Raw genomic sequence first — 24,068 nt, forward strand, 5'->3', positions numbered from 1 at the left:
CGTTCCCAGCCGCCGGTGTTCCCAGCTGTCGGCGTTCCCGGGACTGTTGGCCTGCCCGGGACGCCTCCCCGCAAACGGTCCGCTCAGCCGACCGTGCCGCGGGTGATCCGCACGCCGGTGCCGACCGTGGTCACCGTGGTGTCGCCCTGTCCGAGGCAGTCGCCGTATTCCTTGACCCACGCGACCTTGCCGCTCAGGGATCCGGAGGACGGCGCCCCGAAGGTGACGTCATATTTCTGCTGCTGGGTGCAGCTCGGCACGTCGTAATACTCCACGAAACCTGACTGGGACGGCTTGAGGTTGCCGGACCCCGCCGGAAGCTTGTAACTGCCGATGTGGGTGCTCTGCCCCGTGGTGGTGTCCACGGCCGTGCCGCTCCAGGTGTCAGTGCCGGTCTGACGCACCACCATGTTGTAGGTGTGGCCGTAGACGGCGTTGAACTCCAGTCCGCAGCTGACTCCCGGGCCGCCGTCGGCGCCGGGGGTGCAGTTGGGATCGGTCGACGTCGTCCCGGAGATGAACGAGGAGAAGACGCCGCGCAGGCGGCCCGAGCCCTGCGAGTCCGGCCGGGGCTGCAGGCCGGTGTAGCCGACGTCGCTCTGGCCGGTGAAACCGTACTGCATGGCGAAATAGGTGCCCGCGCGGCGGGCCGTCGCCGGGGCCACGGTGATGGGGAACGTGACGGAACTCAGCCCCGCGGCCGGCGCCGAGCTGACCGACCAGGACAGCAGCTCGTTGCCGCCGAAGGTCTGGGCGTGGGCGGGGATTCCGGGGCCGGCGGCGACGGCGGTGAGGCCGATCGCGATCACTGCACTGAGACGTTGGTGGAGGGGTAACCGCATGTCTTCTCCCTGTGTGCTGTCGAGGAGACGGACCGTTCTCGGCCTGTCGAGGAATTATCGTCATGCGCGTCACTCGCTTGTCAATCGTTTAACAAGAACTGGCGAGATCAGCTTCGGTGGAGTGCGGCGAACTTCATGACCTTGCGTGACGTGCCGATGGGCGGGCTTCTGGAGCGAGCGTAATATTGGAGCCAATACAAGCTTCGGCTTGCAATGTAACGCGAAAAGGATTATGTGGTGGCCCTCGAAACTTTGCCCATCCTCGATTTCTCCCGTCTGAGCGCTGGACCGGAGGAGGCTGCCCGCTTCCGCGATGACCTCCGCGACGCGATGCATGAGGTGGGATTCCTCTACCTCTCCGGCCACGGCGTCCCGCAGGAGCTGACGGACGCCATCCTCGACATCTCGCGGCGTTTCTTCGAGCTGCCGGAAGAGCAGAAGCTCGCGCTGGAGAACATCCACAGCCCGCAGTTCCGCGGCTACACCCGCATGGGCGGCGAACTGACCGCCGGCGAGGTCGATTGGCGCGAGCAGATCGACGTCGGCGTCGACCGTGAAGCGGTCCCCGCGGGCGAGGGCGTCGCCGACTACTGGCGACTGGAAGGGCCGAACCTCTGGCCCGACGCACTCCCCGAGATGCGCGGCATCGTCACCGAGTGGATGGATCGTCTGAGCGAGATCTCCCTCGAACTCCTCCGTGCCCTGGCACTCTCCCTCGGCGCGCCCGAGGACACCTTCGACGAGGCCTTCGCCTCCCGGGCCTTCCCGGTCCTCAAGATCGTCCGCTACCCCGGCGAGTCCGACCCGGACCCCAAGCAGGGTGTCGGTTCCCACCGCGACGGCGGTGTGCTGACCCTCCTGCTCGTGGAGCCGGGCAAGGGCGGTCTCCAGGTGGAGCACGACGGCGCGTGGATCGACGCGCCGCAGGTGCCGGGGAGCTTCGTGGTCAACATCGGCGAAATGCTCGAGCTCGCCACCAACGGCTACCTCAAGGCCACGCTGCACCGGGTCATCTCGCCGCTGCGCGGGACGGACCGCATCTCGGTGCCGTTCTTCTACAACCCGGCGCTCGACGCGCGGATGCCGCAGCTCGCCGTCAGCCCCGAGTTCCAGGAGAAGGCCCGCGGCCTCTCGGTGGACCCCAACGACAGCCCGATCCTCGAGACCTACGGCGACAACGCCCTGCGCTACCGCGTGCGGGCGCACCCGAACGTCGTCGCCGCCCAGCACCCTGACCTCGTCAAGGGCTGAGGCGGGCCGGCGGAAGCGGGCCGGCTGATGCGGGCCTGAGCGGCGCGGCACCCCTGGGGGCCGCGCCGCTCAGGCCTTTAATGGACCCATGAGGCATTCCTGGGAGATCGTGACGCGCGTCCAGTCGGAGGGCGACGCCCATCCCCAGGAGGACGGCTGCGGATTCGCCGGGCCGGACGCCTGGATCATCGACGGCGCCACCACGCTCCTGGAACCTCTCGGCCTGCCGGCCGCCACCGATCCTCAATGGCTCACGCAGGCCCTGACCACGGCACTCGCCCGGGTCGGGACGGGGGAGATGTCCGGCTCGCTGAGCGCCCGGGACCGGCTCGCCGCGGCACTGCGGAGGATCGACGCCGTCGCGCAGCCCCTCGTCGGCGGGGAGCGGCTTCGCTTCCCGAGCGCGGCCGTCTCGCTCGCCCATCTGGACGACGACGGCGTGCAGATCGCCTCCCTCGCCGACTGCCGCGTCCTGGTCCAGGATCCGGAGGGTGGCGTGACCGTGGTGCTCGCCGAGCAGGCGGACCGCCGGGTCGACGCGGAGCTGGCCACACAGGACCCGGACCCCGAAGACCGCCTCCGCCTGCTGCGCCGTGACCGGGAGTTGCGCAACACCGACGGCAATCTCTGGGTGGCGCGGCGTGAGCCGGAAGCCGCGCAGCACGCCGAACTGGTGCGACTGCCGCGTCCCGCGCTCGTGGCGCTCGTCAGCGACGGCGCCTGGCGTGCCGTCGACCTGGGGCTCGTGGATTCCGCGGAGGAGTTCCTTCGCCGCGTCAGCACCCCCGTCGAGGCGCTGGAACTCCTGACGGAACTGCGGCGCGAACAGGCCCGGATCGGCGAAGTGGCGGACGACGCCACGGTCCTCGTCCTTCGCCCGGCCGCCCTGGACTGAGCCCCGCTCCTTCCGCCGCGAGGGAACACGTCAGACCCTCCTCCGCACGGTTTCGGGGCGCCAACTGTTCCTTCGCGGGGGTGTGGGCCCGGCGTAGACTGCCAGCATGGACGCTGACGTCATCGTGGTGGGCCACGGATTGTCCGGACTGGTCGCGGCGCGGGAACTCGCGCGGGCCGGGAAGCGCGTGATCATCCTGGACCAGCAAGGGCCACAGGACCTCGGGGGACAGGCCTGGTGGTCCTTCGGCGGTCTCTTCCTGGTGGACAGCCCCGAGCAGCGCAGACTCCGCGTCAAGGACTCCTTCGATCTCGCCTGGGCGGACTGGCAGGGGAGTGCCGCGTGGGACAGGACGGACGGTCCTGGCGACCAGGATGCCTGGGCCCAGCGCTGGGGCCGCGCCTACGTCGAGTTCGCCACGGGTGAGAAGCGCGCGTGGCTCCGTGAGGCCGGCATCGAGCTCACCCCCGTCGTGGGCTGGGCCGAGCGGGGCGATGGCCGGGTGGGAGGCCACGGGAATTCCGTGCCACGCTTCCACATCGCCTGGGGCACGGGGACCGGCATCGTGTCGCCGTTCGCAGCGGCAGCCCACGCCGCCGTCGAGGACGGCGCCACGACACTGCTGCACCGCCACAAAGTGCGCGGGCTGCTCGTGGAGGGCGGCGCCGTCGTCGGGGTGGAAGGGGATCTTCTGGCCGACGACGCCGGGCCGCGCGGGGCGGTCAGCCCGGACGGGACGAGGGGGGCCTTCGAGCTGAGGGCGCAGGCGGTCGTGCTCGCGAGCGGCGGGATCGGCGGGAATCACCGGCTGGTGCGCCAGTTCTGGCCCGCACGGCTGGGCACCCCGCCGCGCGAGATGATCACGGGGGTTCCCGCGTATGTGGACGGCAGCATGTACGGGCCGGCCGAAGCCGCCGGGGCCCGCCTCGTGAACCGGGACCGGATGTGGCATTACACGGAGGGCATCCGGAACTGGGACCCGGTGTGGCCCGCTCACGGCATCCGGATCCTGCCCGGGCCGTCACCGCTCTGGCTCGACGCGCTCGGACGCCGACTCCCGGCGCCGGGCCTCCCCGGGCATGACACGCTCGGCACGCTCCGTTTGTTGCGCAGCACCCCGGACCTCGCCGAGCACGACCACTCCTGGTTCATCGTCAGCCGAAGCATCCTGGCGAAGGAATTCGCGCTGTCCGGATCGGAGCAGAACCCGGACATCACCCATCGGGACCGCAAGCTGCTGCTCAAGACCCGCCTGGGTGGCGGGATCCCCGGCCCGGTGCAGGCGTTCGTCGACCACGGGCCGGATTTCGTGTCCGCGGATTCGGTGGCGGCGCTCGCGCGGGGCATGAACCGGATCGCTCCCGAGGCGCCCGTGCGTGAGGACGCGCTCCTGGACGTCATCCGGCAGCGCGACGCGGAGTTCCGCAACGCGTTCTCCAAGGATGCCCAGGCCCAGAGCGTCCACAACGCGCGACGGTACCTCGGTGACCGGCTGGTCCGGGTGGCCAGGCCGCATCTCTTCCTCGATGAGGCGGGTCATCCGCGGGACGGGCTCGTGGCCGTGAAGCTGCACATTTTGACCCGGAAGAGCCTGGGCGGGCTGCAGACGGATCTCGCCTCCCGCGTGCTCGGCGAGGACGGTCATCCCGTGCCCGGCCTGTACGCCGTGGGGGAGGCTGCCGGATTCGGAGGTGGAGGCGCTCATGGCTACAACGCCCTCGAGGGCACCTTCCTGGGCGGCTGCATTTTCACGGGCCTGAAGGCCGGGCGGGACCTCGCCGGGAGGCTGTGATTCCGGTCCTCCCCACCTTGCGTGCTCAGCAGGTGCGGATGCTGTCCTGTGATACCCGCACCTGCTGAGCACACAAGCTGATTACAAGGCGCTGCGGCGTCTTTTCCACCTTCTTCCCGGCATCTCTTGCGCCTGAGACCTGCGTCACATACGATCAGTTAATCGATTAAGGACTTAATCGATTAACAACGTTTTGAGAGCGCAGGCTGCGCCCCCGGCAGCCCTGGACTCACGAGGAGCCCCATGACACTCGCAGCCCAGCGGAAGGGTCCGCCGCCGTCGTCGACCCCGGACCGCGGCGGCAAGAAGCCGTTCCGCGTCCGCCTCCGGCAGGACCGGCAGATGCTGCTGATGATGGTGCCCGGCATCGTCTTCCTGCTGCTGTTCTTCTACATCCCGATCTTCGGCAACGTGATCGCCTTCCAGGACTACCAGCCGTATCTCGGCATCCCGGACAGCGAGTGGGTCGGCTGGCAGAACTTCGTGGACCTGTTCCACAACCCGGACTTCCTGCACGCCCTCTGGAACACGCTCTACCTCGCCGCCTGGCAGCTGGTGTTCCTCTTCCCGGTGCCGCTCGTGCTCGCGCTGATCGTGGACTCGCTCATGAGCATGAGGGTCCGCCGCATCTTCCAGAGCATCGCGTACTTGCCGCACTTCCTGTCCTGGGTCCTGGTGATCGCCCTGTTCCAGCAGATGCTGGGTGGCGCGGGCTTCGTGAACAACACGCTGCGCCAGTTCGGCATGGACCCCATCCCGTTCATGACGAATCCGGACACGTTCCCCGTGCTGGTGGTCGCCCAGATGATCTGGAAGGACGCCGGCTGGGCCATGATCATCTTCCTGGCGGCTCTCGCGAGCATCGACGTCTCCCTCTACGAGGCGGCCGCTGCGGACGGCGCCGGACGGTGGCGCCGGATGTGGCACATCACGCTGCCGGGCCTCAGGCCCGTGATCGTCCTGCTGCTCATCCTCCGGATCGGTGACATCCTCTCGGTCGGCTTCGAGCAGTTCATCCTCCAGCGCGACGCCGTCGGCGCGGGCGCCGCCGAAGTGCTGGACACCTTCACCTACTACACCGGCGTGGTGGGCGGCGGCTGGAGCTCCGGCGCCGCCGCGGGCCTCGCCAAGGGGCTGGTCAGCCTCCTGCTCATCTGGGGCGCCAACTCCCTGGCCCATAAGTTCGGCGAGGACGGGATCTTCGCCAGGAAGGTCGGCTGATGACCACGCTCACCTCGCAGAAGACCGAGACGCAGGACGACGCCGGGACACGCGGCAGTCTCGCGGTGCGCCGTGCCGCCCGCTCACGGGCCGCCGCGGAACGCGACACCCGCCGCCCCGCCTGGAAGGAGCGCCCCTCGGCGCTCTACCAGATCGTCAAAGCCGTCATCCTGGTGCTGTTCAGCGCCTCGATCCTGATCCCCATCCTGCTGGTCGTGTCCACGTCCCTGGCCGATGACCAGCAGCTGGCCCAGGCCGGAGGGTTCGTCCTCTGGCCCGAACGCCCCACCATCAAGGCCTACGAGACGATCTTCGCCGGACCCATGGTGATCGGTTCGCTCGGAGTCAGCGCGTTCATCACGGTGGTGGGCACGGCGCTGGCGCTCTTCGTGACCATCACCATGGCCTACGCCACGAGCCGTTCCGTCCTGTTCGGCCGCCCGGTGATCCTGGGTGTGCTCTTCACCCTGCTCTTCGCCCCGGGCCTGATCCCGAGCTTCCTCATGATCCGGCAGCTGGGCCTGCTGGACTCGCTGTGGTCGCTCATCCTGCCCGGCATCTTCGGCGCCTTCAACTTCGTGGTGATGCGCTCCTTCTTCATGAACATCCCCGCGGAACTCATCGAAAGCGCGCGGATCGACGGCGCGAGCGACTGGCAGATCCTGTGGCGCATCGTGCTGCCGCTCTCGAAGGCCGTGATCGCCGTCGTCGGGCTCTTCTACGCGGTGGCGTTCTGGAACTCCTTCTTCAACGCCCTGCTCTACATCAACGACCACGCCAAGTGGCCCATCCAGCTCCTGCTCCGCAACTTCGTGGTCCAGGGGTCCGGGGCCGCGGACGGGCTGGGGGTCTCCTCCGTCCCGCCGAGCCAGTCGATCCAGATGGCCGTGGTGGTGGTGGCGCTCGTGCCCATCCTCCTGGTCTACCCCTTCCTGCAGAAGCACTTCACCAAGGGCGTCCTCACGGGCGCGGTGAAGGGCTGACCGACCTCCCTCTCCAGCTCACCTGTCAATGAAAGGCACTCCTATGAGCACTCTCGCATCCCACGGCGTCAGCCGCCGTGGCTTCCTGGGCCTGGCGGGCCTGGCCGTCGCCACCGTGGGCCTCTCGGCCTGTGGCGGCGGCAGCTCCAGCGGAAGCGGCGGCGCGGCCGCCTCCGCCGGGGTCAAGCTCCCCACCTACAAGGAATTCACCGGTGTCACCCCCGACCTGGCCGGTGACGCCAAGGGCCTGCAGGCGGCGTTCTTCAAGCTGCCCAAGTCCGTGGTGTCCGTGAAGGACAAGCCTCTCAAGGGCAAGGTCACGGGTCTCACCGAAACCTTCGAGACCATGAGCCCCGGCATGAAGGACAATGCGTTCTGGCAGCGCCTCAACCAGGCGCTGGGCGGTGAGCTGGAACTGCAGATCGCCGAGGACATCGGCGACGGGTACCCGGCCAAGTTCGCCACGGTGCTGGCCAGCGACGATCTGCCGGACATGATGTGGGTCCCGCCGAACCAGGGCATCCCGAACGTCGGCCCCATGCTCGAGGCGAAGTTCCAGGACCTCACCAAGTACCTCTCCGGCGACGCCGTGCTCGAGTACCCCAATCTCGCGGCCCTCAAGCCGGACTCCTGGAAGACCGCCGTCGTCAACGGCAAGATCTGGGGCGCTCCGATCCCCAGCACCCCCTTCGGCCAGATCATGGCCGGCCGCCGTGACGTCTGGGGCAAGGTCGGCGGCCTGACCGCGGCGTCGGCGGACGAATTCCTCGAGAAGGCCAAGGAGCTCACCCGTCCGGGCGAGAAGAAGTACGCCCTCGAACCCGCCTACGTGAACGTGCTCCACATGGTCACGGAGTGGTTCGGCGCTCCGAACAGCTGGGCGGTGAACAAGGACCGCACCCTGACCCACCTCTATGAGACGGACGAGTACCAGGCCGGCGTGGAGTTCGTGGCGAAGATGTTCGCGGCCGGGGTCTTCTACCCGGACGTCAACGTCCCGGACATCCGCAACCGCGTCGCCAACGGCAGCGTCGCCGCGCAGGTCCTGGTGGGGCCGCACGATCTCAAGGCCTACCGCGCCTTCAACAAGGACCAGGCGTTCGACATCCTGGTGCCGTTCAGCGCGGACGGCAAGGTCAAGCCGACGTACGACATGGGCTACGGCACCGTGGGCTTCACGCCGTTCAAGAAGGCCGACGAGGGAAAGATCCGCGAACTGCTCTCCCTCATCAACTACCTGTCCGCGCCGTTCGGCACGGCCGAGTACATGCAGAAGAACTTCGGCACCGAGGGCCAGGACTTCACGGTCGACGGCGAGGGCAACCCGGTCTTCACGTCGTCCGGCAGCACGAACATCCCGGGGCTTGCCTCGGCGCTGAACATCATGTCCAGCCCGGAGAACGTGGTCTTCAACCCCGGCTTCGACGACGACACCAAGTACATCTACCAGCAGGAGAAGAAGCTGCTGGAGCTGGCCTGGCGCAACCCGACCAACGGGACCTACTCGGACACCAACTCCAAGGTGGGTGCGAAGATCACCAAGCAGTTCCGGGACAAGGTGGTGGACATCATCACCGGCCGCGCCAAGGTGGGCGATCTGCAGGACGCGGTGAAGCGCTGGAAGAACGACGGCGGCGACAAGATCCGGGACGAGTACCAGTCCCAGCTGCCGTCCGACGTGCCGGTCTTCCGGCGCTAGGCATGGCGTGACACCCGGGCGGTGGACCCTGTGGCTAGAGTTGCCGCAGGTCCACCGCACGGGCTGGGCGAGTCGGTTCCGGGACATCCGGGGGAAGAGGTCAGATCATGAGCGAACGCACAGCGGCAGGAACGGACACCTCTTCGGGAACCGGAAACGCTCCGCAGACGGCGGTCCGCCCCACCATCCGCATGGTGGCCGATCTGGCCGGTGTCTCCACGGCGACCGTCTCCTACGTCCTCTCCGGCAGGGGCTCCGGCTCCAAGGGTCCGGGCGTGAAGGAGGAGACCACCCGACGGGTGCGGGATGCGGCCGAGGAACTCGGATACCGTCCCAATCAGGCGGCCCGGGCGGTGCGGACCGGCAAGACGCAGACGGTGCTGCTCTCCATGACGATGCTCCAGGACCCGTGGTCGCTGGAAGTCGTCGAGGCGGTCAGCGCCCAGGCGCGCAGTCACGGTCTGACGCCGCTCATCATGGCGGACGACGACTGGAACGTCGCGCTGGAACGCACCCAGGCGGACGCGGTGTTCATCGACGCCGTGAAGCCGGCTCAGCGCAGCGCACTCGCCGGTCTGGCGAGCCGCGGGCTCAAGCTCGTGGTCTTCGACAGCACCGTGGAACCGGACGGGTTCGACGTGGTCCGCTCGGATGATCTGCAGGGCTGTCGGGAGCTGGTGGACCACCTGCTCGACGGGTGGGACGACGTCGCCTGCCTCGGCCCCGGCGCCTCGCGAACGGACCGCGGCCGTGCTGCCGCGTTCCACTCGGCGCTCGCGGACCGCGGCAGGACCGCGCCGGAGAACCGGATGGCGGACATCGACGGCTCCCCGGAGTCGGCGTACGCAGGAGCCTTGAAGCTCCTGACTCCGGAGGACCGGCCCCGCGCCGTCTACGCCACCAGTGACTACATCGCCATCAGCGCCGTCCACGCGGCCCAGAGCCTGGGACTCGTGGTCGGCAAGGACATCGCCATCGCCGGGGTGGGCAACACCCTGGCCGGCGAACGGCTCAGCCCGGCCCTCACCAGCGTGGGGCCCCGGAATCTGCTGGGCCGCGTGGCCGAACTCATGGTGCAGCTCGCCACGGATCAGCGCCCCGTGGGGGAGCTGCACGACTTCCCCTGGGAAGTCTGGGAACGCGCATCAACAGGAAAGCCGGTCTGAACGGACCGGCGACATCACCCGCCGCCTCCTGAGGGCGGCGGGACAACAGCAAAGGAACTACCCTCATGGATCTCTCCGTAGCCGTCGTCGGCTTCGGTCTGCGCTCCGGCCTGTGGCGTCACGCCCATAAGCCCGGCGAAGGATCGCGCGTCACCCTCGTCTGCGACACGAGCGAACGTGGCCGGGCGGACGCCGCCAAGGCGCTTCCCGACGTGACGGTGACCGGTGACCTCCAGGACGTGCTGGACTCCGGCGTCGACGCCGTCCTGGTCCTCACCCCGGACAGCCAGCATGCCGCCGTCGCGGTGCAGACGCTGAAGGCCGGGATCGCGACGTTCTGCGAGAAGCCGCTGGACATCTCGCTGGAGGCGGCCGACTCGATCCTCACGACGGCGCGTGAGACCGGCACCCGGTTGTACGTCGGCCACAACATGCGGCACATGCCGGTGGTCACGCAGATGCGGGACCTCATCAAGCAGGGTCTGATCGGCGAGGTCAAGGCCGTGTGGTGCCGGCACTTCGTGGGCAACGGCGGCGATTACTACTTCAAGGACTGGCACGCCCAGCGCCGAAATGTGAACACGCTCCTGCTCCAGAAGGGCGCCCATGACCTGGACGTGATCCACTGGCTCGCCGGCGGGTACACCGCGCGGGTGTCGGCGATCGGCAAGCTCGCGGTCTACGGCGAGGTCACGAGCCGACGGGACAATTCGGACCGGCGCATGGGGGACTGGTTCTCGGTGGACAACTGGCCGCCCGCGGCGCAGACGGACCTCGCCGAGGAGATCGACGTCGAGGACATCTCCATGATGAACATGGTGCTCGACAACGGCGTGCTGGCCTCCTATGAGCAGTGCCACTTCACGCCGGACTACTGGCGCAGTTACACCGTGATCGGCACGGAGGGGCGCCTGGAGAACTTCGGCGACGGGCCGGGGGAGACCATCAAGGTCTGGAACACGCGCTCCAGCTATGGATTCGCGGAGCCGGACCTCGAGGTGGAGATCCTCGACGGCGACGGCGGCCACGGCGGCGCGGATCCGCTCCTGATCGGGGAGTTCCTGCGGTTCGTGCGCGACGGCGGTCAGACGCAGACCTCCCCGGTGGCGGCACGTCAGGCGGTGGCGGCGGGAATCCTCGCGGCCGAATCGCTGCGCGGTGACGGTTCCGCGTTGCCGGTCCCGCCGCTCGACCCCGAGCTGGTGGAGTACTTCGAGCGGGGCCAGACGGCCTGACGTTCTCCCTGGAGGCGTTGTGTGCTCAGTTGTTGCGGGTGTTTTCCCTGAACACCCGCAACAACTGAGCACGCAAGCTCTCGAGGGTGGGCGGCTCGTTCGCGGCCCGCCCTCAGCCGACCAGCGCTCCCATGACTTCGCGGAACGCGTCGGCCACGCGTCGGACGCTGCGGCGTTCCAGCGCTTCGGGCCGGGCCAGGAGATCGATGCACCGCCGGGTGTCGAGGCCCTGCAATGGCCGCAGCACGATGCCCTCCGGCAGCGACTGCCCCAGCGCCGCGCGCGAGGTGTACCGGGGGAGCAGGCCCAGCACGCCGCCGTCGGCGACCAGGGCCGCGACGGTCGAGTAGTCGTTGATGCGGTGCACGATCTCCAGGGGCTTGCTAGCCAGCGCCGCCACGGCGGTGAGGACGTCGTCGGGGGAGTAGCCCGGGCGACTCGTGACCCACGGTTCCCCCGCCACGTCGGCGGCGGTGAGCTCCGCACGGCCGGCCAGAGAGTGACCCGCCGGCAGCGCGACATCTAGGGGCTCACGCGTCAGCTCGATCACCGCGACCCGGTCCCGCGGCCACGGGGGACTGTGCTCCATGCGGTGGGCCAGGACCAGGTCGTGCCGGGCGGTCAGAGCGGGGAAGTCCTGCTGCGCCACGTCCTCGTCGGTGAACCGGACCCGAGGCTGGCCCTCGCCGGACAGCGCCCGCGCCAGCGGGGCGAACAGCGCCTGGCCCGCGGAGTGGAAGCCGCTCACGGTCACGGACGCGTCGGGCGCCTCCTGGAACGCGTCGATCGCCGCGCGGGCCTGTGCCATCGCCGCGACGACGGCGGCCCCGGCGTCGGCGAGCACCTCCCCGGCCTCGGTGAGCACCAGGGTGCGGCCGTCCTTGCGCGTGAGGGGCACCTTCACGCTGCGCTGCAGGAGCATGAGCTGCTGCGACACCGCCGACGGCGTGACCATCAGGGTCTCCGCGACCGCCTTGACGCTGCCGAGTTCGCCGAGTTCCCGCAGGACCTGAAGCTGACGGATATCCATGAGTACATCCTAAATCGTCCAGAGTGACGATGAAGGAACGCTGAAGTGTTGGTGCCTCGTGGGAGGGGTGGGATCCGGCTGGGTCCGTGGAGCTGTCGGGCCGATCGCTCGCTCGTCCGCTCGTCCGTCCGTCCGGTTGAATCCGCTATCGGTGGTGTGAGTTCGCTACATGATGTAGCGAACTCACGCCCCGGATAGCGGACTCAGCGACTCAAGGGGCGGGGCCTGCAGCATTCCGGTGCTGAGCTCGCTATTCCGGGTCTGAGATCGCGACCGTCGGAAGCGAGGTCGGCCCCTGGATAGCGAGTTCGCCGGGATTCCTGCGCCCGATAGCGAGGTCGGTGCGGGTGGGACTTCCAGGCGGGGTCGGCAGCATTCCGGCGCTTTGTCGGGGCCGAACTCGCTATTTCGGGTCTGAGATCGCGACCGTCGGAAGCGAGGTCGGCCCCTGGATAGCGAGTTCGCCGGGATTCCTGCGCCCGATAGCGAGGTCGGCCCAGGACCGGCCGAAGGGGCGGACCTCCGGGCGATCCGAGGATTGACGGGGCCGAACTCGCTATTCCGGGTCTGAGATCGCGACCGTCGGAAGCGAGGTCGGCCCCTGGATAGCGAGTTCACCGGGATTCCTGCGCCCGATAGCGAGGTCTGCGGGGCGGCGCCGGCTACCAGCCTCGTCCCGTTCAACCCCGCCCGTACCGCGTCAGAGGCCGTTCCGGACCACGACCCCCTGGGCCACCACGGTGTTGACCTTCTCCAGGGCCGTGCCGTCGCTGAGCGGGTCGGCGTCCACGATGACCGCATCGGCGAAGCCGCCCACGGTGAACCTTCCGGCCTTGCCGTCCAGGCCCAGGAGACGGGCGGAGTAGGTGGTCGCGGCGCGGAGGGACTCCAGGGTGGAGAGGCCCGCCTCGTGAAGGCGCCGCACCTCGGTGCCCAGCGGTGTCACGTCGGTGCCGAAGGAGTCGGTGCCGGCCACGATCGTCACGCCCGCCTCGTGGGCCGCGCGGACGGCGGCCTGGTGGATCGGCGTGTACTCCTTGCCGCGGGCGGCCAGGATCGGGTTCGGGTCGGTCGCCATGCTGTCCACGGCCTGGAGCGTGGGTGTGAAGTACGTGCCGCGGCGCACCATCTCCGCGATGGTGGCCTCCGTCAGGTACACGCCGTGCTCGATGCTCTTCACACCGCCCCGCACGGCCCCGTCGATGCCCTCGGTGCTGTAGGCGTGGCACAGCACGCCGGCGCCCCGGGCGGCCTTGACGATCGCGGCGATCTGCTCGCGCCCGTACACGAGCTCCCGGGGATCCTGCTCGGGGATGCCCGCCCGGGGATTGGCGCGGGTCTTGATCACCCGGGCGCCGCGGGCGAGGTTGACCCTCGTGAAGTAGGCCAGATCCTGCACGTCCCTGATGCCGTTCTTCAGTCGGGCCAGCGGCGCCAGATCCGGGTCGGCCAGGATGGAATCGCCCTGGTCCGGGGAGACGAACAGACCGGCGGCGAGCATGCGCGGGGACAGCCCCGGGGCCCATTCCGGCAGGGCGGCGAGAGCGACGTCCTGGTAGAAGCTGCTGCTGCCGCTCCGGACGCTCGTGGTGCCGTTGTGCAGGTGGAGCCGGACGTCCTCCAGGCCGTTGGCGTGGACGTGCGCGTCGACCAGTCCGGGGACCACCCAGCGCCCGTGAGCCTGGAGGCGCTGAGCGCGGCGGGCGACGGCGGCCACGGCTCGCCGAGTGGTATCCCGATTTCCGACGGCGGCGACCTTGCCGCCGTCGAGCACCAGGACGCCGTCCTCGATCGCGGCGCCGGTGAGCGGATCGACGACGGTGCCGCCCTCGATGATCACGGCGCCCGGCGTCGCATGACGTCCCCGGTGGGCCGGAGCAACGGGGCGGTCGGAAGCCTGGGCCGCGGGCGCCGACGCCAGCTGTGCTGCGATGCCCGCCGCGGTGATGCCCGCGAGGGCCGCGGCCCCGGCGAGGATGCCGCGCCGGGTGAGGTTGCTGGGCGGCTGGACGACGCTGTCGTGATCATGGGTGCACATGGGGGAGTCTCCTCGGGGAAAGGGCGTGAGTGTGGTGCCGCTCACGAAGTTTGGAATACCAAAGTTACGTCATGGCGAACGGGTCTCGCCAGCCCTCTGGGAAACAGTTAAGTATTTACTTAACTCAAGAATGAGATACTTGAGCTTGTTCTAAGCCTTTCGACGGCTTGTAATGGGACTCATGAAGGCTCTGTACAAGTCCGCGGCACAGCCCGGCTTCGAACTCGTGGACCGCCCCGAACCCGGCACCGGCGCCGGCGACGTGAAGATCCGCGTGCACACCACCGGCATCTGCGGCACCGACCTGCATATCCAGTCCTGGGACGCCTGGGCCGCGAGCACCATCAACGCTCCGCTGATCGCGGGCCACGAGTTCTACGGCGAGGTCGTGGAGATCGGCGAGGACGTCCGGGACGTCAAGGTGGGGGACCGCGTCTCCGGCGAGGGCCACGTGGTCTGCGGCATCTGCCGCAATTGCCGCGCCGGCCGCCGCCAGATGTGCATCCGCACCTCGAGCGTGGGTGTGCAGCGGGACGGCGCCTTCGCCGAGTACGTCGTCATCCCGGAGGAGAACGTCTGGGTCCACCACGACCCCAGCGTCACCCCGGAACTCGGCGCCATCTTCGACCCCTTCGGCAACGCCGTGCACACCGCCCTGAGCTTCCCGCTCGTCGGCGAGGACGTGCTCATCACCGGCGCCGGCCCCATCGGCCTCATGGCCATCGCGGTCGCCCGGCATGCCGGGGCCCGCAAGATCGCCATCACCGACGTCTCGCCGAGCCGCCTCGAACTGGCCCGCTCCCTGGGCGTCGACCTCGCCGTCGACGTCTCCACCACCCGCATCAGTGACGCGCAGCGCGAACTCGGCATGCGCGAGGGCTTCGACATCGGCCTCGAGATGTCGGGCCACCCGACGGCGCTGCCCGAGATGATCGAGAACATGAACCACGGCGGCCGGATCGCCATGCTCGGCCTGCCGAGCCAGTCGATCGACATCGACTGGGGCAAGGTCGTCACCCACATGCTGACCCTCAAGGGCATCTACGGGCGCGAGATGTTCGAGACCTGGTACGCCATGAGCGCCATGCTCTCCTCCAACCCGGTGCTTCACCGGAACATCTCCGCCGTCATCACCGACGTCCTGCCCGCCATGGAGTGGGAGAAGGGCTTCGAGGCGGCGCGCGGCGGGCACGGCGGCAAGGTCGTGCTCGACTGGCGCACCCTCTGACAGCCCACCGCTGATCGACGACGACGGCGCGCGGCGGCCTCCGCGCGTCGTCGTCCACCGCGGACCGGGCCTTCCCGCACGCACCTCACCCTCGTAAGCTCGCAAGGGGCGCCCACCCCGCAGGCGCCGCCGAAAGGACCACCATGTACGGCCTCATCAAGGACCAGCTCGCCACGGAGCTCGACGACCTCCGCACCGCCGGCCTCTTCAAGGAAGAGCGCAACATCACCTCGGCGCAGTCCAACCGGATCACCGCCGGCCCGCTCGGCCAGCCCACCCGCGAGGTGCTCAACTTCTGCGCGAACAACTACCTGGGCCTCGCGGACCACCCGGAGATCATCGCCGCGGCCAAGGACGCCATGGACAGCCACGGCTTCGGCATGGCGAGCGTCCGCTTCATCTGCGGCACCCAGGACCTGCACCTGGAACTCGAACGCCAGGTGTCCCGCTTCCTCGGCACCGAGGACACGATCCTGTTCTCGAGCTGCTTCGACGCCAACGGCGGCGTGTTCGAATCGCTCTTCGGCCCGGAGGACGCGATCGTCTCCGACGCCCTGAACCACGCCTCGATCATCGACGGCATCCGCCTCTCCAAGGCCCGCCGCTTCCGCTACGCCAACCAGGACATGGCGGACCTGGAGGCCAAGCTCCGTGAGGCGACGTCGGACGCGCCCGGTCAGTCGGCCGCGCGCCGCGTGGTCATCGTGACGGACGGCGTCTTCTCGATGGACGGCTACCTCGCCCCGCTCCGCGAGATCTGCGATCTGGCGGACAAGTACGGCGCGCTCGTCATGGTGGACGATTCACACGCCGTCGGCTTCATGGGTCCGACCGGCGCCGGCACCCCCGAGCATGCCGGCGTCAGCGACCGGGTGGACCTCTACACGGGCACCTTCGGCAAGGCGCTGGGCGGCGCGTCCGGCGGCTACGTCTCCGGCCGGTCCGAGATCGTCGCGATGCTGCGCCAGAAGGCCCGTCCGTACCTGTTCTCCAACTCGCTCGCCCCGGCCATCGTCGCCGCGACGCTCAAGGCGCTGGAACTCGTGCGCGACTCCGGGGAGCTCCGCGAGAAGCTCTTCGAGAACGCCGCCCTGTTCCGCCGTCGTATGCAGGAGGAGGGCTTCGAACTGCTCGACGGCGAGCACGCGATCATCCCCGTCATGTTCCACGACGCCGTCCTCGCCGCGAAGGTCGCCTCGGCGATGCTGGAGCACGGCGTGTTCGTGACCGCCTTCAGCTTCCCCGTGGTGCCCCGCGGCGCGGCCCGCATCCGCGTGCAGCTCTCCGCACGGCACAGCGCTGAGGACGTCGAAGCGTGCGTCCAGGCGTTCGTGGCGGCCCGGTCCGAGGCTTCCTGACCCACGCCTCTTCCGTGCCTCTTCCATCGACTGCTCCGTGAATGTCGTTTTGAACCCTCAGAACGACATCTACGGAGCAGTCGATCGTTAACGGGCCGTGGCTGGTCCGGGATACCGGACACGGGTGAGGGTGAGTCCGGGACGAGGCGGGTGTGTCCCGGAAGAATGGGAACCATGAGCCTCCTGATCACCAACATCGCCGAACTCATGACCCAGGACGGCGAGCACCGGGTCCTCAAGGACGCGGCCGTCGTCGTCGACGGCGAGCGCATCGCCTGGATCGGCCAGGCCGCCGACGCCCCGGCCACGGACGAGGTGTACGACGCCGAGGGCCGCGCGCTGCTGCCGGGCTGGGTGGATTCGCACACGCACCTCGTGTTCGCCGGGGACCGGACCGCCGAGTTCGAGGCGCGCATGGCGGGGGAGAGCTACAGCGCGGGCGGCATCGGCGTCACCATGAACGCCACGCGCGCCGCCTCCGATGAGGAACTCCTGGATCTCGCCCGCGCCCGTCGTGCCGAGGCCCTGCGCGGCGGCACCACGTATCTCGAGGCGAAGACCGGGTACGGGCTGAGCACCGAGCACGAAGAGGCGCTGGCCCGGGTGACCGCGCAGGTGGCCGATGAGGTCACGTTCCTCGGAGCACATCTCGTCCCGAAGGGCGCCGAGCCGGACGCCTATGTGGAGGAAGTGGTCGGGCCGATGCTCACTGCCGTCGCGCCGCACGCCCGCTGGGCCGATGTGTTCTGTGAGCGCGGGGCGTTCGACGAGGCCCAGTCCCGTCGCGTGCTCGAGGCCTGCGCCGCCGCCGGCCTGGGACTGCGCGTGCACGGCAACCAGCTCGGCCCGGGCGCCGGCGTGCGCCTCGCCGTCGAGCTCGGCGCCGCGAGCGTCGACCACGTGAATCACCTTGAAGACGCTGACGTCGCAGCACTCGCGGACAGCTGGGCGGCCTACGACGGCGGGCGCGGCCCCCGCGGCACGGTCGCCACGTGCCTGCCCGCCTGCGACCTGTCCACGCGAGAGCCTCTCGCCCCGGCCCGCCGTCTGCTGGACGCGGGTGTCCAGGTGGCGATCGCCTCCAATCTCAATCCCGGGACGAGCTACACGAGCGCCATGAACTACTGCGTGACCACCGCGGTGCTGCAGATGGGCCTCAGCGTCCACGAAGCCGTGCGCGCCGCGACGTTCGGTGGCGCCCTGGCCCTGCACCGCGAGGTGGGCGAGGACGTCGACGGGCGGCGTGCGGTCGGGTCGATCGCCGTCGGGCACCGTGCCGATCTGCACCTCCTGAACGCTCCCAGCGCGACGCACCTGGCCTACCGTCCGGGCATGCCGCTCACCCACGCCGTGTGGCAGGCCGGCGTGCAGGTCGTCTGACGTCCCGGAGAAGCCGCTCCTTACGACGCGAGCCGCCAGTAGATGCCCGAATCCACGAGGGATAAGGGCATCTACTGGCGGCTCGGGTGCCGTAAGGGTGGAAACGGCTCAGCAGGTGAAGCGGGCGTCCGCCCAGTCACCCCAGTCGTCGCCGCCGTCGTCCCCATTGGTCAGGGCCTTCAACTCGACGCGTGAGGCGCCCGTGACGTCGACCTTCACGGTGACCGCCGCGTCCGGAGCGCTGAGGACCGCGCTGCGGAACTTCTCCGCGCCGTCCACCAGCACCACGAACACGACGGAGCCCTGCAGGCCCTTGCCGAGCTTCTTGTCGTCCACACCGACGAGGGCGGTGAAGGCCGTGCACTTCTTCTGCACGTCGATCACCACGGACGAGTCCGCGTGGACGCCGATTCCCTTGGCATACCGGGTGCCGTCCAGGGTGAGAGCCGGGCCGTCGCCGGGGTTCTCCTCGCCGTTGGCGGTGTCCCGTTCGGCCGGTCCCCAGCCGTTCTCCTCGCTGATCCAGGGGAGGTCCGAGGCATAGACCGTGCCGGAGAGCTCGGCGGCGGGCGCGTCGTGTCGCTGATCGGAGCAGTTGAAGCGGGCGGCGCCCCAGTCCGCGTGATCGTTGCCGTTGCCGTCCGCGGTGGGATCCGCCACGAGTTCGACGTACTGGGCGCCCGTGAGGTCGACGTCCAGCTTCGCGGTGGCCGAGTCGGGCCGCATCACCGGGGTGACGGCATTGACCTTGCCGTCCGCCACGACGCTGAAGACCACGGAGCCGCGGCTCTTCTGCACATCGTCGATCCCGACGTCCGCCGTGAAGCGGGTGCAGTACCCGCCGAGGAAGTACTTCACCGTGGACGGGGCGTGCGCGCCGAGGCCCTTCGGGTAGATGACGCCGTTGAGCGTGATCGGCGTGCCGTCGCCGGCGCCCTGCTCCCCGTTGGACCGGTCCTTCTCCACGGGTCCCCAGCCGTTGCTGGAGCTGACCCAGTCGTGATCGCTCGCGTACACGTCCTGCTGCGGCGGTTTCGGCAGCGTCTTGACCGCGACGGCGGCGCTCGCCGTCCGCGGCCCCTGCGGATCCGCGGTGGTCCGGTAGGTCCCCTTGACGCCGATCGAGTAGCCGCCATCCGCGCTGGCCGGCGCCGTGACGGCCCACGTGGTGGTGAACTTCGCGCCTGCGGCGAGAGTGGCCGTCGTGGCCGGGGTCTTCGCCTCGGCCGTCCAGCCCTCGGGAAGCTGGAGGCTGACGGCCACGTCGCTCACCGGTGCGGGTTCGTTGTTCTCCAGCACCGTGGTGAACTCGGTGGCCTTGCCCTGCTGGATCACATCGGCGCCGAGTTTGCCGGACACCGTGGCGCATGCGGGCTCCTCGGAGGCAGGGCCGAGGTCCTCCAGCCGGAAGTCATCCAGGACGAAGTCCGCTCCGTCCGAGGAACCCGTGCGGCTCAGACCGGTGAAGTACCGTCCGCAGTTGCCGGCGGTGAACTCCTGCGCGAAGCGGGTGGTCGTGGTCTGGGCGGGAAGAGGCTTGCTCTCGACCGTGACCGGAGCCTTCGCGTCGTAGCCCCAGACCCAGCTGTACTGGTCCGTGAGGGAATTCTGGTAGTCGAAGGAGACCCGGTACTGGTGGCCGGGGGTGAGCTTCACGGTGGAGTCGGAGGTCCGGTAGACCAGGCCGCTGTTCTCCTCGTGCGCCACCAGGGAGAAGTTCCCGTTCAGGGTCTTGTCCACGGTGTTGCGGTACCAGCCCTGCTGGGTGAAGGGCGCGTTGCGGATGCTCAGGTGGGTACGCGGGTCGGTGGTGCCGCCGGCGTCGCCCTTCACGAAGGGCCACCAGCCCTGGTCGACGTTCTCGAAGTCTTCCGTGAGCACGGCGCCGGTCTGGGGCGACCCTGTCTGTGCCGGGGCGGTCTTCACCGCCCGGAAGTCGTCCACCCTGACCTTCGCGTCGCCGTCGCCCGCGGAGAGCCGGACGGTGGGCCGGCCGCCTTGCGGCACGTCCACCAGGACGCGGACGCGCTGGAAGTAGGTGCCGTTCTTCTCATCGCCCGCCACGTAGTTGCGGGCGGTGGAGCGGTCCAGGGAGTACTCCTGGGGCTTGCCCTGACCGGTGTCGACGGTGAGGCGGGTGTCCCGGGTCTTGCCGGGTTCGATCTCCACCCAGGCGCTCACGGAATAGGTCCCGGGCTCGAGCTGTCCGAGCCTCTGGGAGACAGAGGACGCGCCGGAGCCGAGCTCGGCGTACCGGCGGCCCTTGGCGTCCCGGATCTGCTGGACGGAGCCCTGCGGGTTCCAGGCCGCGAGATCCGAGCCGTTGAACCCGGGGTCCTGGAACGGAGTTCCGGAGCCGAACCGCGCCGTGGCGGGCAGCTGCGACGCCTTGCCGCGCGGCACGAGCACGTAGGGCTGACCGGCGTCGGCGGTGAGCGTGACCTGGCCATTCACCACGGGCACGGTGGTGACGAGCGTCCGTCCGTTGTCACCGAGCTTGTAAACGCTCAGCTCGCGGGCGTTCGCGAAGCCCTTGCCGAGCGCCCAGGTGGTGGAGCCGCCCGTGGCGCTGTAGTGGTACAGCTTGTCCGCCTTGCCGTTGTCCTTGGAGGACCAGGGCAGCAGATAGTCGCGGCCCTTCAGCACGGTGACGCCGTCCGCCGTGATCGTGCGGTCAGCGGACGTGGCGCCGGTGACGGAGACGCCGTCGCTGAGGTCGACGCTCTCAGGAGTCCAGCGCATGATCTCGTGGTGCTGCAGGAACTTGGTGGGCAGATTGGATTCCCACACGTTCTTGGTGAACGCGTTGTAGTCGTTCTGGCCGGTCCAGCCCTCGAACTCGACGATGTGGCTGCCGCCGAGGCGGACGTCCGGGTTCCAGACGTCGGCCTGGCTGTTGTTCACGAAGCGCAGGATCTGGGAGTTGATGCCCTTGTTGTCCGTGCCGCCGTACTTCTCGTCATTCGCCCAGTGGGACCAGGTGTTGTTGCGGTTCAGGGAGTACGCCCACTCGGAGCCCACGCGGAACCCGTTCTTCACGAGTTCGTCCTGGATCTTCTGAGCGACCCAGCCGTAGGAGTAGTAGACGTCCACGTAGACGAAGTCCAGGTTCTTGTCCGTGGCGTCGCGGAGCTCCTTGATGCGGGTGGCGAGCTTGCCGGTGTTGATGTCCGCGCGCTGGTTGATGCCGTAGGACTGGTCGAGCCAGTTCCAGCCCTTGCTCTTGTCGGGGTTGAGCAGGTCCTCGCTGAAGGACTTGGCCTCGGGGTAGATCTCGGTGGCGTTGACGTGGACGCCGATCCTGGCGTTCCACCGGGCGCTCTCCGAGGCGAGCGTGTTGAGGTCCTTCAGCCCGCCGGCCCGCTCGTTGAAGTTGTTCCCGTAGTCCGTGTTGGCGGAGTCGTGGCCTTCGGAGGTGTAGCCCTTGAGCATGGCGACCTGGCCCAGGCCGTCGGTGGCGAGGGAGATGCGCTTGACGTCGTCGAGGGTGCGCAGGAACGGGTGCGTGGCCTGCGAGGCGAAGTTGAAGGGGATGTGCGTGATGACGTTGTCCGCGGTCTGGTCGCCCTTGTTCGGGCGGACGGCGATGGAGCGCAGCGCGATGGCGGCGTCCTGCCAGTCGACCTGATGGTCCGCGTTGGCGTCCGCGGTGATCGCGATCTTGGCCCACGGGAGCTCTTCGGTGGTGCTGGAGCCGGCGGCGCGGTAGAGCCAGGCGCCACTTGCGATCGAGGCCTCGCGGCCACCGTCCGGCGCCGTGGTGACCTGGCTGAAGAAGCGGCTGCCATCGAGGTTGGCCGCCCCGGAAGACGCGTCATAGAGCGAGTTGCTCTCGACGGCGGCCGCCAGTTCCGCCGTGCCCGCCAGAGCGTAGGCGGAGCCCTTGGGCTTCGCGTCGACCGGCGTGGCGGCCGTGACGGGGGTGAAGGTGTCGCCGGTGGCGTTGCGGTTGGTGGAGAGACGCGTGGTGGCGAGCTGCGCCCCGGGTTCCGCCGAAGTCACGGTGACGAGCTTGAGACCCGGGATCTCGACGGTGGAGACCCTGTTGTCCGCCGTGTCCCGGATGGCCGTGATGCGGAAGGTGAGGGCGTTGCCCTGGAGCGCGAGGGACGCGTCCAGCGCGACGCCGGGCAGCCCCGGCACGGTGAGCGTGTAGGTCATGGTGGAGTCGTCGGTCTTGCGCGAGGTGACCGTGACGCTCTGCTCCGTGCCGTTGATCTTCACCGTGCTGAGCGGCTGCCGCGTGCCGGCGAGGGTGCCGCCGCCGTCGCGGTCCAGATAGCTGATGACCTGCGGGAACGTGGTGGACACCACCGCCGCGAGCTTCCCGGTGACCAGGACTTCCTGATCCTTGCCCGCGGTGGGCGGTCGGGTCTTGGCGGAGGGGGCGACGGCCGGCTGCGCGGGGGCGGACGACGGCGCGTCACCCCAGGCGGGCAGGCTCCCGGCCAGCCCGGTGAGGGGGAGTGCCAGTGCCCCTGCCATGCACCAGGCCATGCCCCGCCGCGTGGGTCTGTGAATCCTCAAGGGATGCTCCTCTCTGAGCGAAAAAGTGCGGTAATGGTAACTATTGTTCAATGTGCGACAGATCACAAGGGGTTTGTGACATGTTCTGATCGATTTGCACACCGGATGCTTACCTTCGCGCACCTCTCGGCGGGGCGCTTGCAGAGTGATCATCGGGGTCGTGGAGGCGTGGACCGACGCCGGGCGCCACTCGGGCCGCCGCTCCGGGGAGGTGGGGGTGGGTGCCCGGAGTGCCCTCCCGCCGCGCGGATCCGCGGGATCGGGCCGGGAATTCCATGACCGAGGAATGAAACGTTATGCGCGTTCTGTGGACGTTTGGGCGGCGATGCAGTAGCGTAAAACTGATTGATTGAACCCCGGTCCACGCATGTTTGATCATGAGTGGGGTGATTACCACTCATGCCGGGGTTTGTCCCGACCGACGATCACCCCAGAGACACCACAGAGAAGGAGTCAACGATGACGGAGCCCGTGCTCGGCGCCTACATGGACGAGGAACTCAGCTCGCAGCCCCAGGTCTGGGCGCAGGCGCAGGCGCAGAGCCGGGAGGAAGGACTGCTGCCGGCCAAGGGCCAGAAGATCGCCGTCATCGGCTGCGGCACCTCCTGGTTCATGGCGCAGAGCTACGCCACCGCTCGCGAAGCGGCAGGCCACGGTGTCACGGATGCGTTCGCCGCGTCGGAGGCCTTCCTGAACAGCAATAGCCCGGAGCGCGGCTATGACGCCGTCGTCGCGATCACCCGCTCCGGCACCACCACCGAGGTGCTGGAAGTCCTGGCGCAGCTCAAGGGCAAGGTCCGGACGATCGCGCTCATCGGTGACATCAACTCGCCGATTGTGGACCTCGCCGACGTCGTCATCGGCCTTCCGTACGCGGACGAGCAGTCCGTGGTGCAGACCCGCTTCGCCACCACCGCCCTCGTGTACCTGCTGACGAGCCTGGGGGAGAGCTTCGACGTGGCGATCGAACAGGCGAAGGACGCCGTGAGCGCCCCGGTGTCCCAGGAACTCCTGGACGCCGAGCAGTTCACCTTCCTCGGCCGCGGCTGGACCGTGGGCCTGGCACATGAGGCCGGCCTGAAGATGCGCGAGGCCGTGCAGGGCTGGACCGAGTCCTACCCGGCCATGGAGTACCGCCACGGCCCGATCTCCATCGCGGCTCCGAACCGCGTCACTTGGCTCTTCGGCGAGGAGCCGGAAGGCCTGTCCGCCGACGTCGCCAAGACCGGCGCGCTGTACATCACCTCGGGCCTGCACCCCCTCGCCGATCTGGCCCGGGTGCATCGCGTGACGCTGGAACGCGCCCGCGTCCGCGGCCTGAACCCGGACCTGCCGCGCAACCTCACGCGCTCGGTCATCCTCGACGAGGCCTGAGGCCTGAACCCACGGCCCGCGCACCTCGGCGCGCGGGCCGTGGGACGGC

General features: G+C 69.0%; 16 protein-coding genes. 12 read left to right on the plus strand and 4 right to left on the minus strand.

The genetic code is table 11. The features are described from left to right. Positions 1–83: 83 nt before the first annotated feature. Entirely contained in the window at positions 84–842 is a 759-nt protein-coding gene (locus P9849_RS04915; RefSeq protein ID WP_278268561.1) for a DUF3472 domain-containing protein, read from the minus strand. A 237-nt stretch (positions 843–1,079) separates the two neighbouring features. Between P9849_RS04915 and P9849_RS04920 the strand changes: the two genes are divergently transcribed. From P9849_RS04920 to P9849_RS04955, 8 genes are all read left to right on the plus strand, one after another. Continuing rightward, positions 1,080–2,093, plus strand: a complete 1,014-nt coding sequence (locus P9849_RS04920; RefSeq protein WP_278268562.1) for a 2-oxoglutarate and iron-dependent oxygenase domain-containing protein — start codon at positions 1,080–1,082, stop codon at positions 2,091–2,093. Between the two features lie 88 nt (positions 2,094–2,181). Then, positions 2,182–2,988 carry a protein phosphatase 2C domain-containing protein gene (locus tag P9849_RS04925; protein WP_278268563.1) on the plus strand — a complete coding sequence of 269 codons (807 nt, stop codon included), beginning with the start codon at positions 2,182–2,184 and terminating at the stop codon, positions 2,986–2,988. Positions 2,989–3,094: 106 nt separating this feature from the next. After that, positions 3,095–4,780, plus strand: coding sequence for an FAD-binding dehydrogenase (locus P9849_RS04930; protein WP_278268564.1), 1,686 nt, complete (start codon positions 3,095–3,097; stop codon positions 4,778–4,780). Between the two features lie 342 nt (positions 4,781–5,122). Next, positions 5,123–6,001, plus strand: coding sequence for an ABC transporter permease subunit (locus P9849_RS04935; RefSeq protein ID WP_066215370.1), 879 nt, complete (start codon positions 5,123–5,125; stop codon positions 5,999–6,001). Continuing rightward, the gene (locus tag P9849_RS04940; protein ID WP_278268565.1) at positions 6,001–6,984 is read left to right on the plus strand and encodes a carbohydrate ABC transporter permease; all 984 of its coding nucleotides are present in this window, start codon (positions 6,001–6,003) and stop codon (positions 6,982–6,984) included. The genes P9849_RS04935 and P9849_RS04940 overlap by 1 nt, the downstream gene beginning before the upstream one ends. 43 nt (positions 6,985–7,027) lie before the next feature. Further along, positions 7,028–8,683, plus strand: coding sequence for a sugar ABC transporter substrate-binding protein (locus tag P9849_RS04945; protein WP_278268566.1), 1,656 nt, complete (start codon positions 7,028–7,030; stop codon positions 8,681–8,683). Positions 8,684–8,790: 107 nt separating this feature from the next. Next, a complete protein-coding gene (locus P9849_RS04950) occupies positions 8,791–9,849 on the plus strand; it encodes a LacI family DNA-binding transcriptional regulator (protein WP_278268567.1) in 1,059 nt (352 codons plus the stop codon). A gap of 65 nt (positions 9,850–9,914) precedes the next feature. Further along, complete coding sequence (locus P9849_RS04955; RefSeq protein WP_278268568.1) at positions 9,915–11,084, plus strand: Gfo/Idh/MocA family oxidoreductase; 1,170 nt, start codon at positions 9,915–9,917, stop codon at positions 11,082–11,084. Positions 11,085–11,196: 112 nt separating this feature from the next. On the opposite strand, the gene P9849_RS04960 is transcribed toward P9849_RS04955, so the two are convergent. Both P9849_RS04960 and P9849_RS04965 read right to left on the minus strand, forming a co-directional pair. Continuing rightward, positions 11,197–12,114 (minus strand): LysR family transcriptional regulator, encoded by a 918-nt coding sequence (locus P9849_RS04960; protein ID WP_278268569.1) that lies wholly within the window; start codon positions 12,112–12,114, stop codon positions 11,197–11,199. Between the two features lie 700 nt (positions 12,115–12,814). Further along, on the minus strand, positions 12,815–14,152 hold the full coding sequence (locus P9849_RS04965) for an amidohydrolase family protein (protein ID WP_278268570.1): 1,338 nt from the start codon (positions 14,150–14,152) through the stop codon (positions 12,815–12,817). 181 nt (positions 14,153–14,333) lie between these two features. Between P9849_RS04965 and tdh the strand changes: the two genes are divergently transcribed. The 3 genes from tdh (at position 14,334) to hutI (ending at position 18,118) form a co-directional block, all read left to right on the plus strand. Beyond that, positions 14,334–15,380: an L-threonine 3-dehydrogenase gene (gene tdh / locus P9849_RS04970; RefSeq protein ID WP_278268571.1), complete on the plus strand. Its 1,047-nt coding sequence runs from the start codon at positions 14,334–14,336 to the stop codon at positions 15,378–15,380. Between the two features lie 143 nt (positions 15,381–15,523). Continuing rightward, positions 15,524–16,738, plus strand: a complete 1,215-nt coding sequence (locus P9849_RS04975; protein ID WP_278268572.1) for a glycine C-acetyltransferase — start codon at positions 15,524–15,526, stop codon at positions 16,736–16,738. Between the two features lie 174 nt (positions 16,739–16,912). Next, positions 16,913–18,118, plus strand: coding sequence for an imidazolonepropionase (gene hutI / locus P9849_RS04980; RefSeq protein WP_278268573.1), 1,206 nt, complete (start codon positions 16,913–16,915; stop codon positions 18,116–18,118). A 108-nt stretch (positions 18,119–18,226) separates the two neighbouring features. Here the strand turns inward: hutI and P9849_RS04985 are convergent, their stop codons facing one another. Further along, positions 18,227–22,603: an endo-alpha-N-acetylgalactosaminidase family protein gene (locus P9849_RS04985; RefSeq protein ID WP_278268574.1), complete on the minus strand. Its 4,377-nt coding sequence runs from the start codon at positions 22,601–22,603 to the stop codon at positions 18,227–18,229. A 501-nt stretch (positions 22,604–23,104) separates the two neighbouring features. Here P9849_RS04985 and P9849_RS04990 point away from each other — a divergent pair. Further along, complete coding sequence (locus tag P9849_RS04990; RefSeq protein WP_278268575.1) at positions 23,105–24,019, plus strand: SIS domain-containing protein; 915 nt, start codon at positions 23,105–23,107, stop codon at positions 24,017–24,019. The last annotated feature ends 49 nt before the right edge of the window (positions 24,020–24,068 follow it).

This window comes from Arthrobacter sp. Y-9 (genome assembly GCF_029690065.1).
GTDB lineage: Bacteria > Actinomycetota > Actinomycetes > Actinomycetales > Micrococcaceae > Arthrobacter_E.

Coding starts and splice junctions, on each gene's coding strand:
- P9849_RS04915 (WP_278268561.1), bottom strand. CDS start 842: ATGCGGTTACCCCTCCACCAACGTCTCAGTGCAGTGATCGCGATCGGC.
- P9849_RS04925 (WP_278268563.1), top strand. CDS start 2,182: ATGAGGCATTCCTGGGAGATCGTGACGCGCGTCCAGTCGGAGGGCGAC.
- P9849_RS04930 (WP_278268564.1), top strand. CDS start 3,095: ATGGACGCTGACGTCATCGTGGTGGGCCACGGATTGTCCGGACTGGTC.
- P9849_RS04935 (WP_066215370.1), top strand. CDS start 5,123: ATGCTGCTGATGATGGTGCCCGGCATCGTCTTCCTGCTGCTGTTCTTC.
- P9849_RS04940 (WP_278268565.1), top strand. CDS start 6,001: ATGACCACGCTCACCTCGCAGAAGACCGAGACGCAGGACGACGCCGGG.
- P9849_RS04945 (WP_278268566.1), top strand. CDS start 7,028: ATGAGCACTCTCGCATCCCACGGCGTCAGCCGCCGTGGCTTCCTGGGC.
- P9849_RS04950 (WP_278268567.1), top strand. CDS start 8,791: ATGAGCGAACGCACAGCGGCAGGAACGGACACCTCTTCGGGAACCGGA.
- P9849_RS04955 (WP_278268568.1), top strand. CDS start 9,915: ATGGATCTCTCCGTAGCCGTCGTCGGCTTCGGTCTGCGCTCCGGCCTG.
- P9849_RS04960 (WP_278268569.1), bottom strand. CDS start 12,114: ATGGATATCCGTCAGCTTCAGGTCCTGCGGGAACTCGGCGAACTCGGC.
- P9849_RS04965 (WP_278268570.1), bottom strand. CDS start 14,152: ATGTGCACCCATGATCACGACAGCGTCGTCCAGCCGCCCAGCAACCTC.
- tdh (WP_278268571.1), top strand. CDS start 14,334: ATGAAGGCTCTGTACAAGTCCGCGGCACAGCCCGGCTTCGAACTCGTG.
- P9849_RS04975 (WP_278268572.1), top strand. CDS start 15,524: ATGTACGGCCTCATCAAGGACCAGCTCGCCACGGAGCTCGACGACCTC.
- hutI (WP_278268573.1), top strand. CDS start 16,913: ATGAGCCTCCTGATCACCAACATCGCCGAACTCATGACCCAGGACGGC.
- P9849_RS04985 (WP_278268574.1), bottom strand. CDS start 22,603: ATGGCAGGGGCACTGGCACTCCCCCTCACCGGGCTGGCCGGGAGCCTG.
- P9849_RS04990 (WP_278268575.1), top strand. CDS start 23,105: ATGACGGAGCCCGTGCTCGGCGCCTACATGGACGAGGAACTCAGCTCG.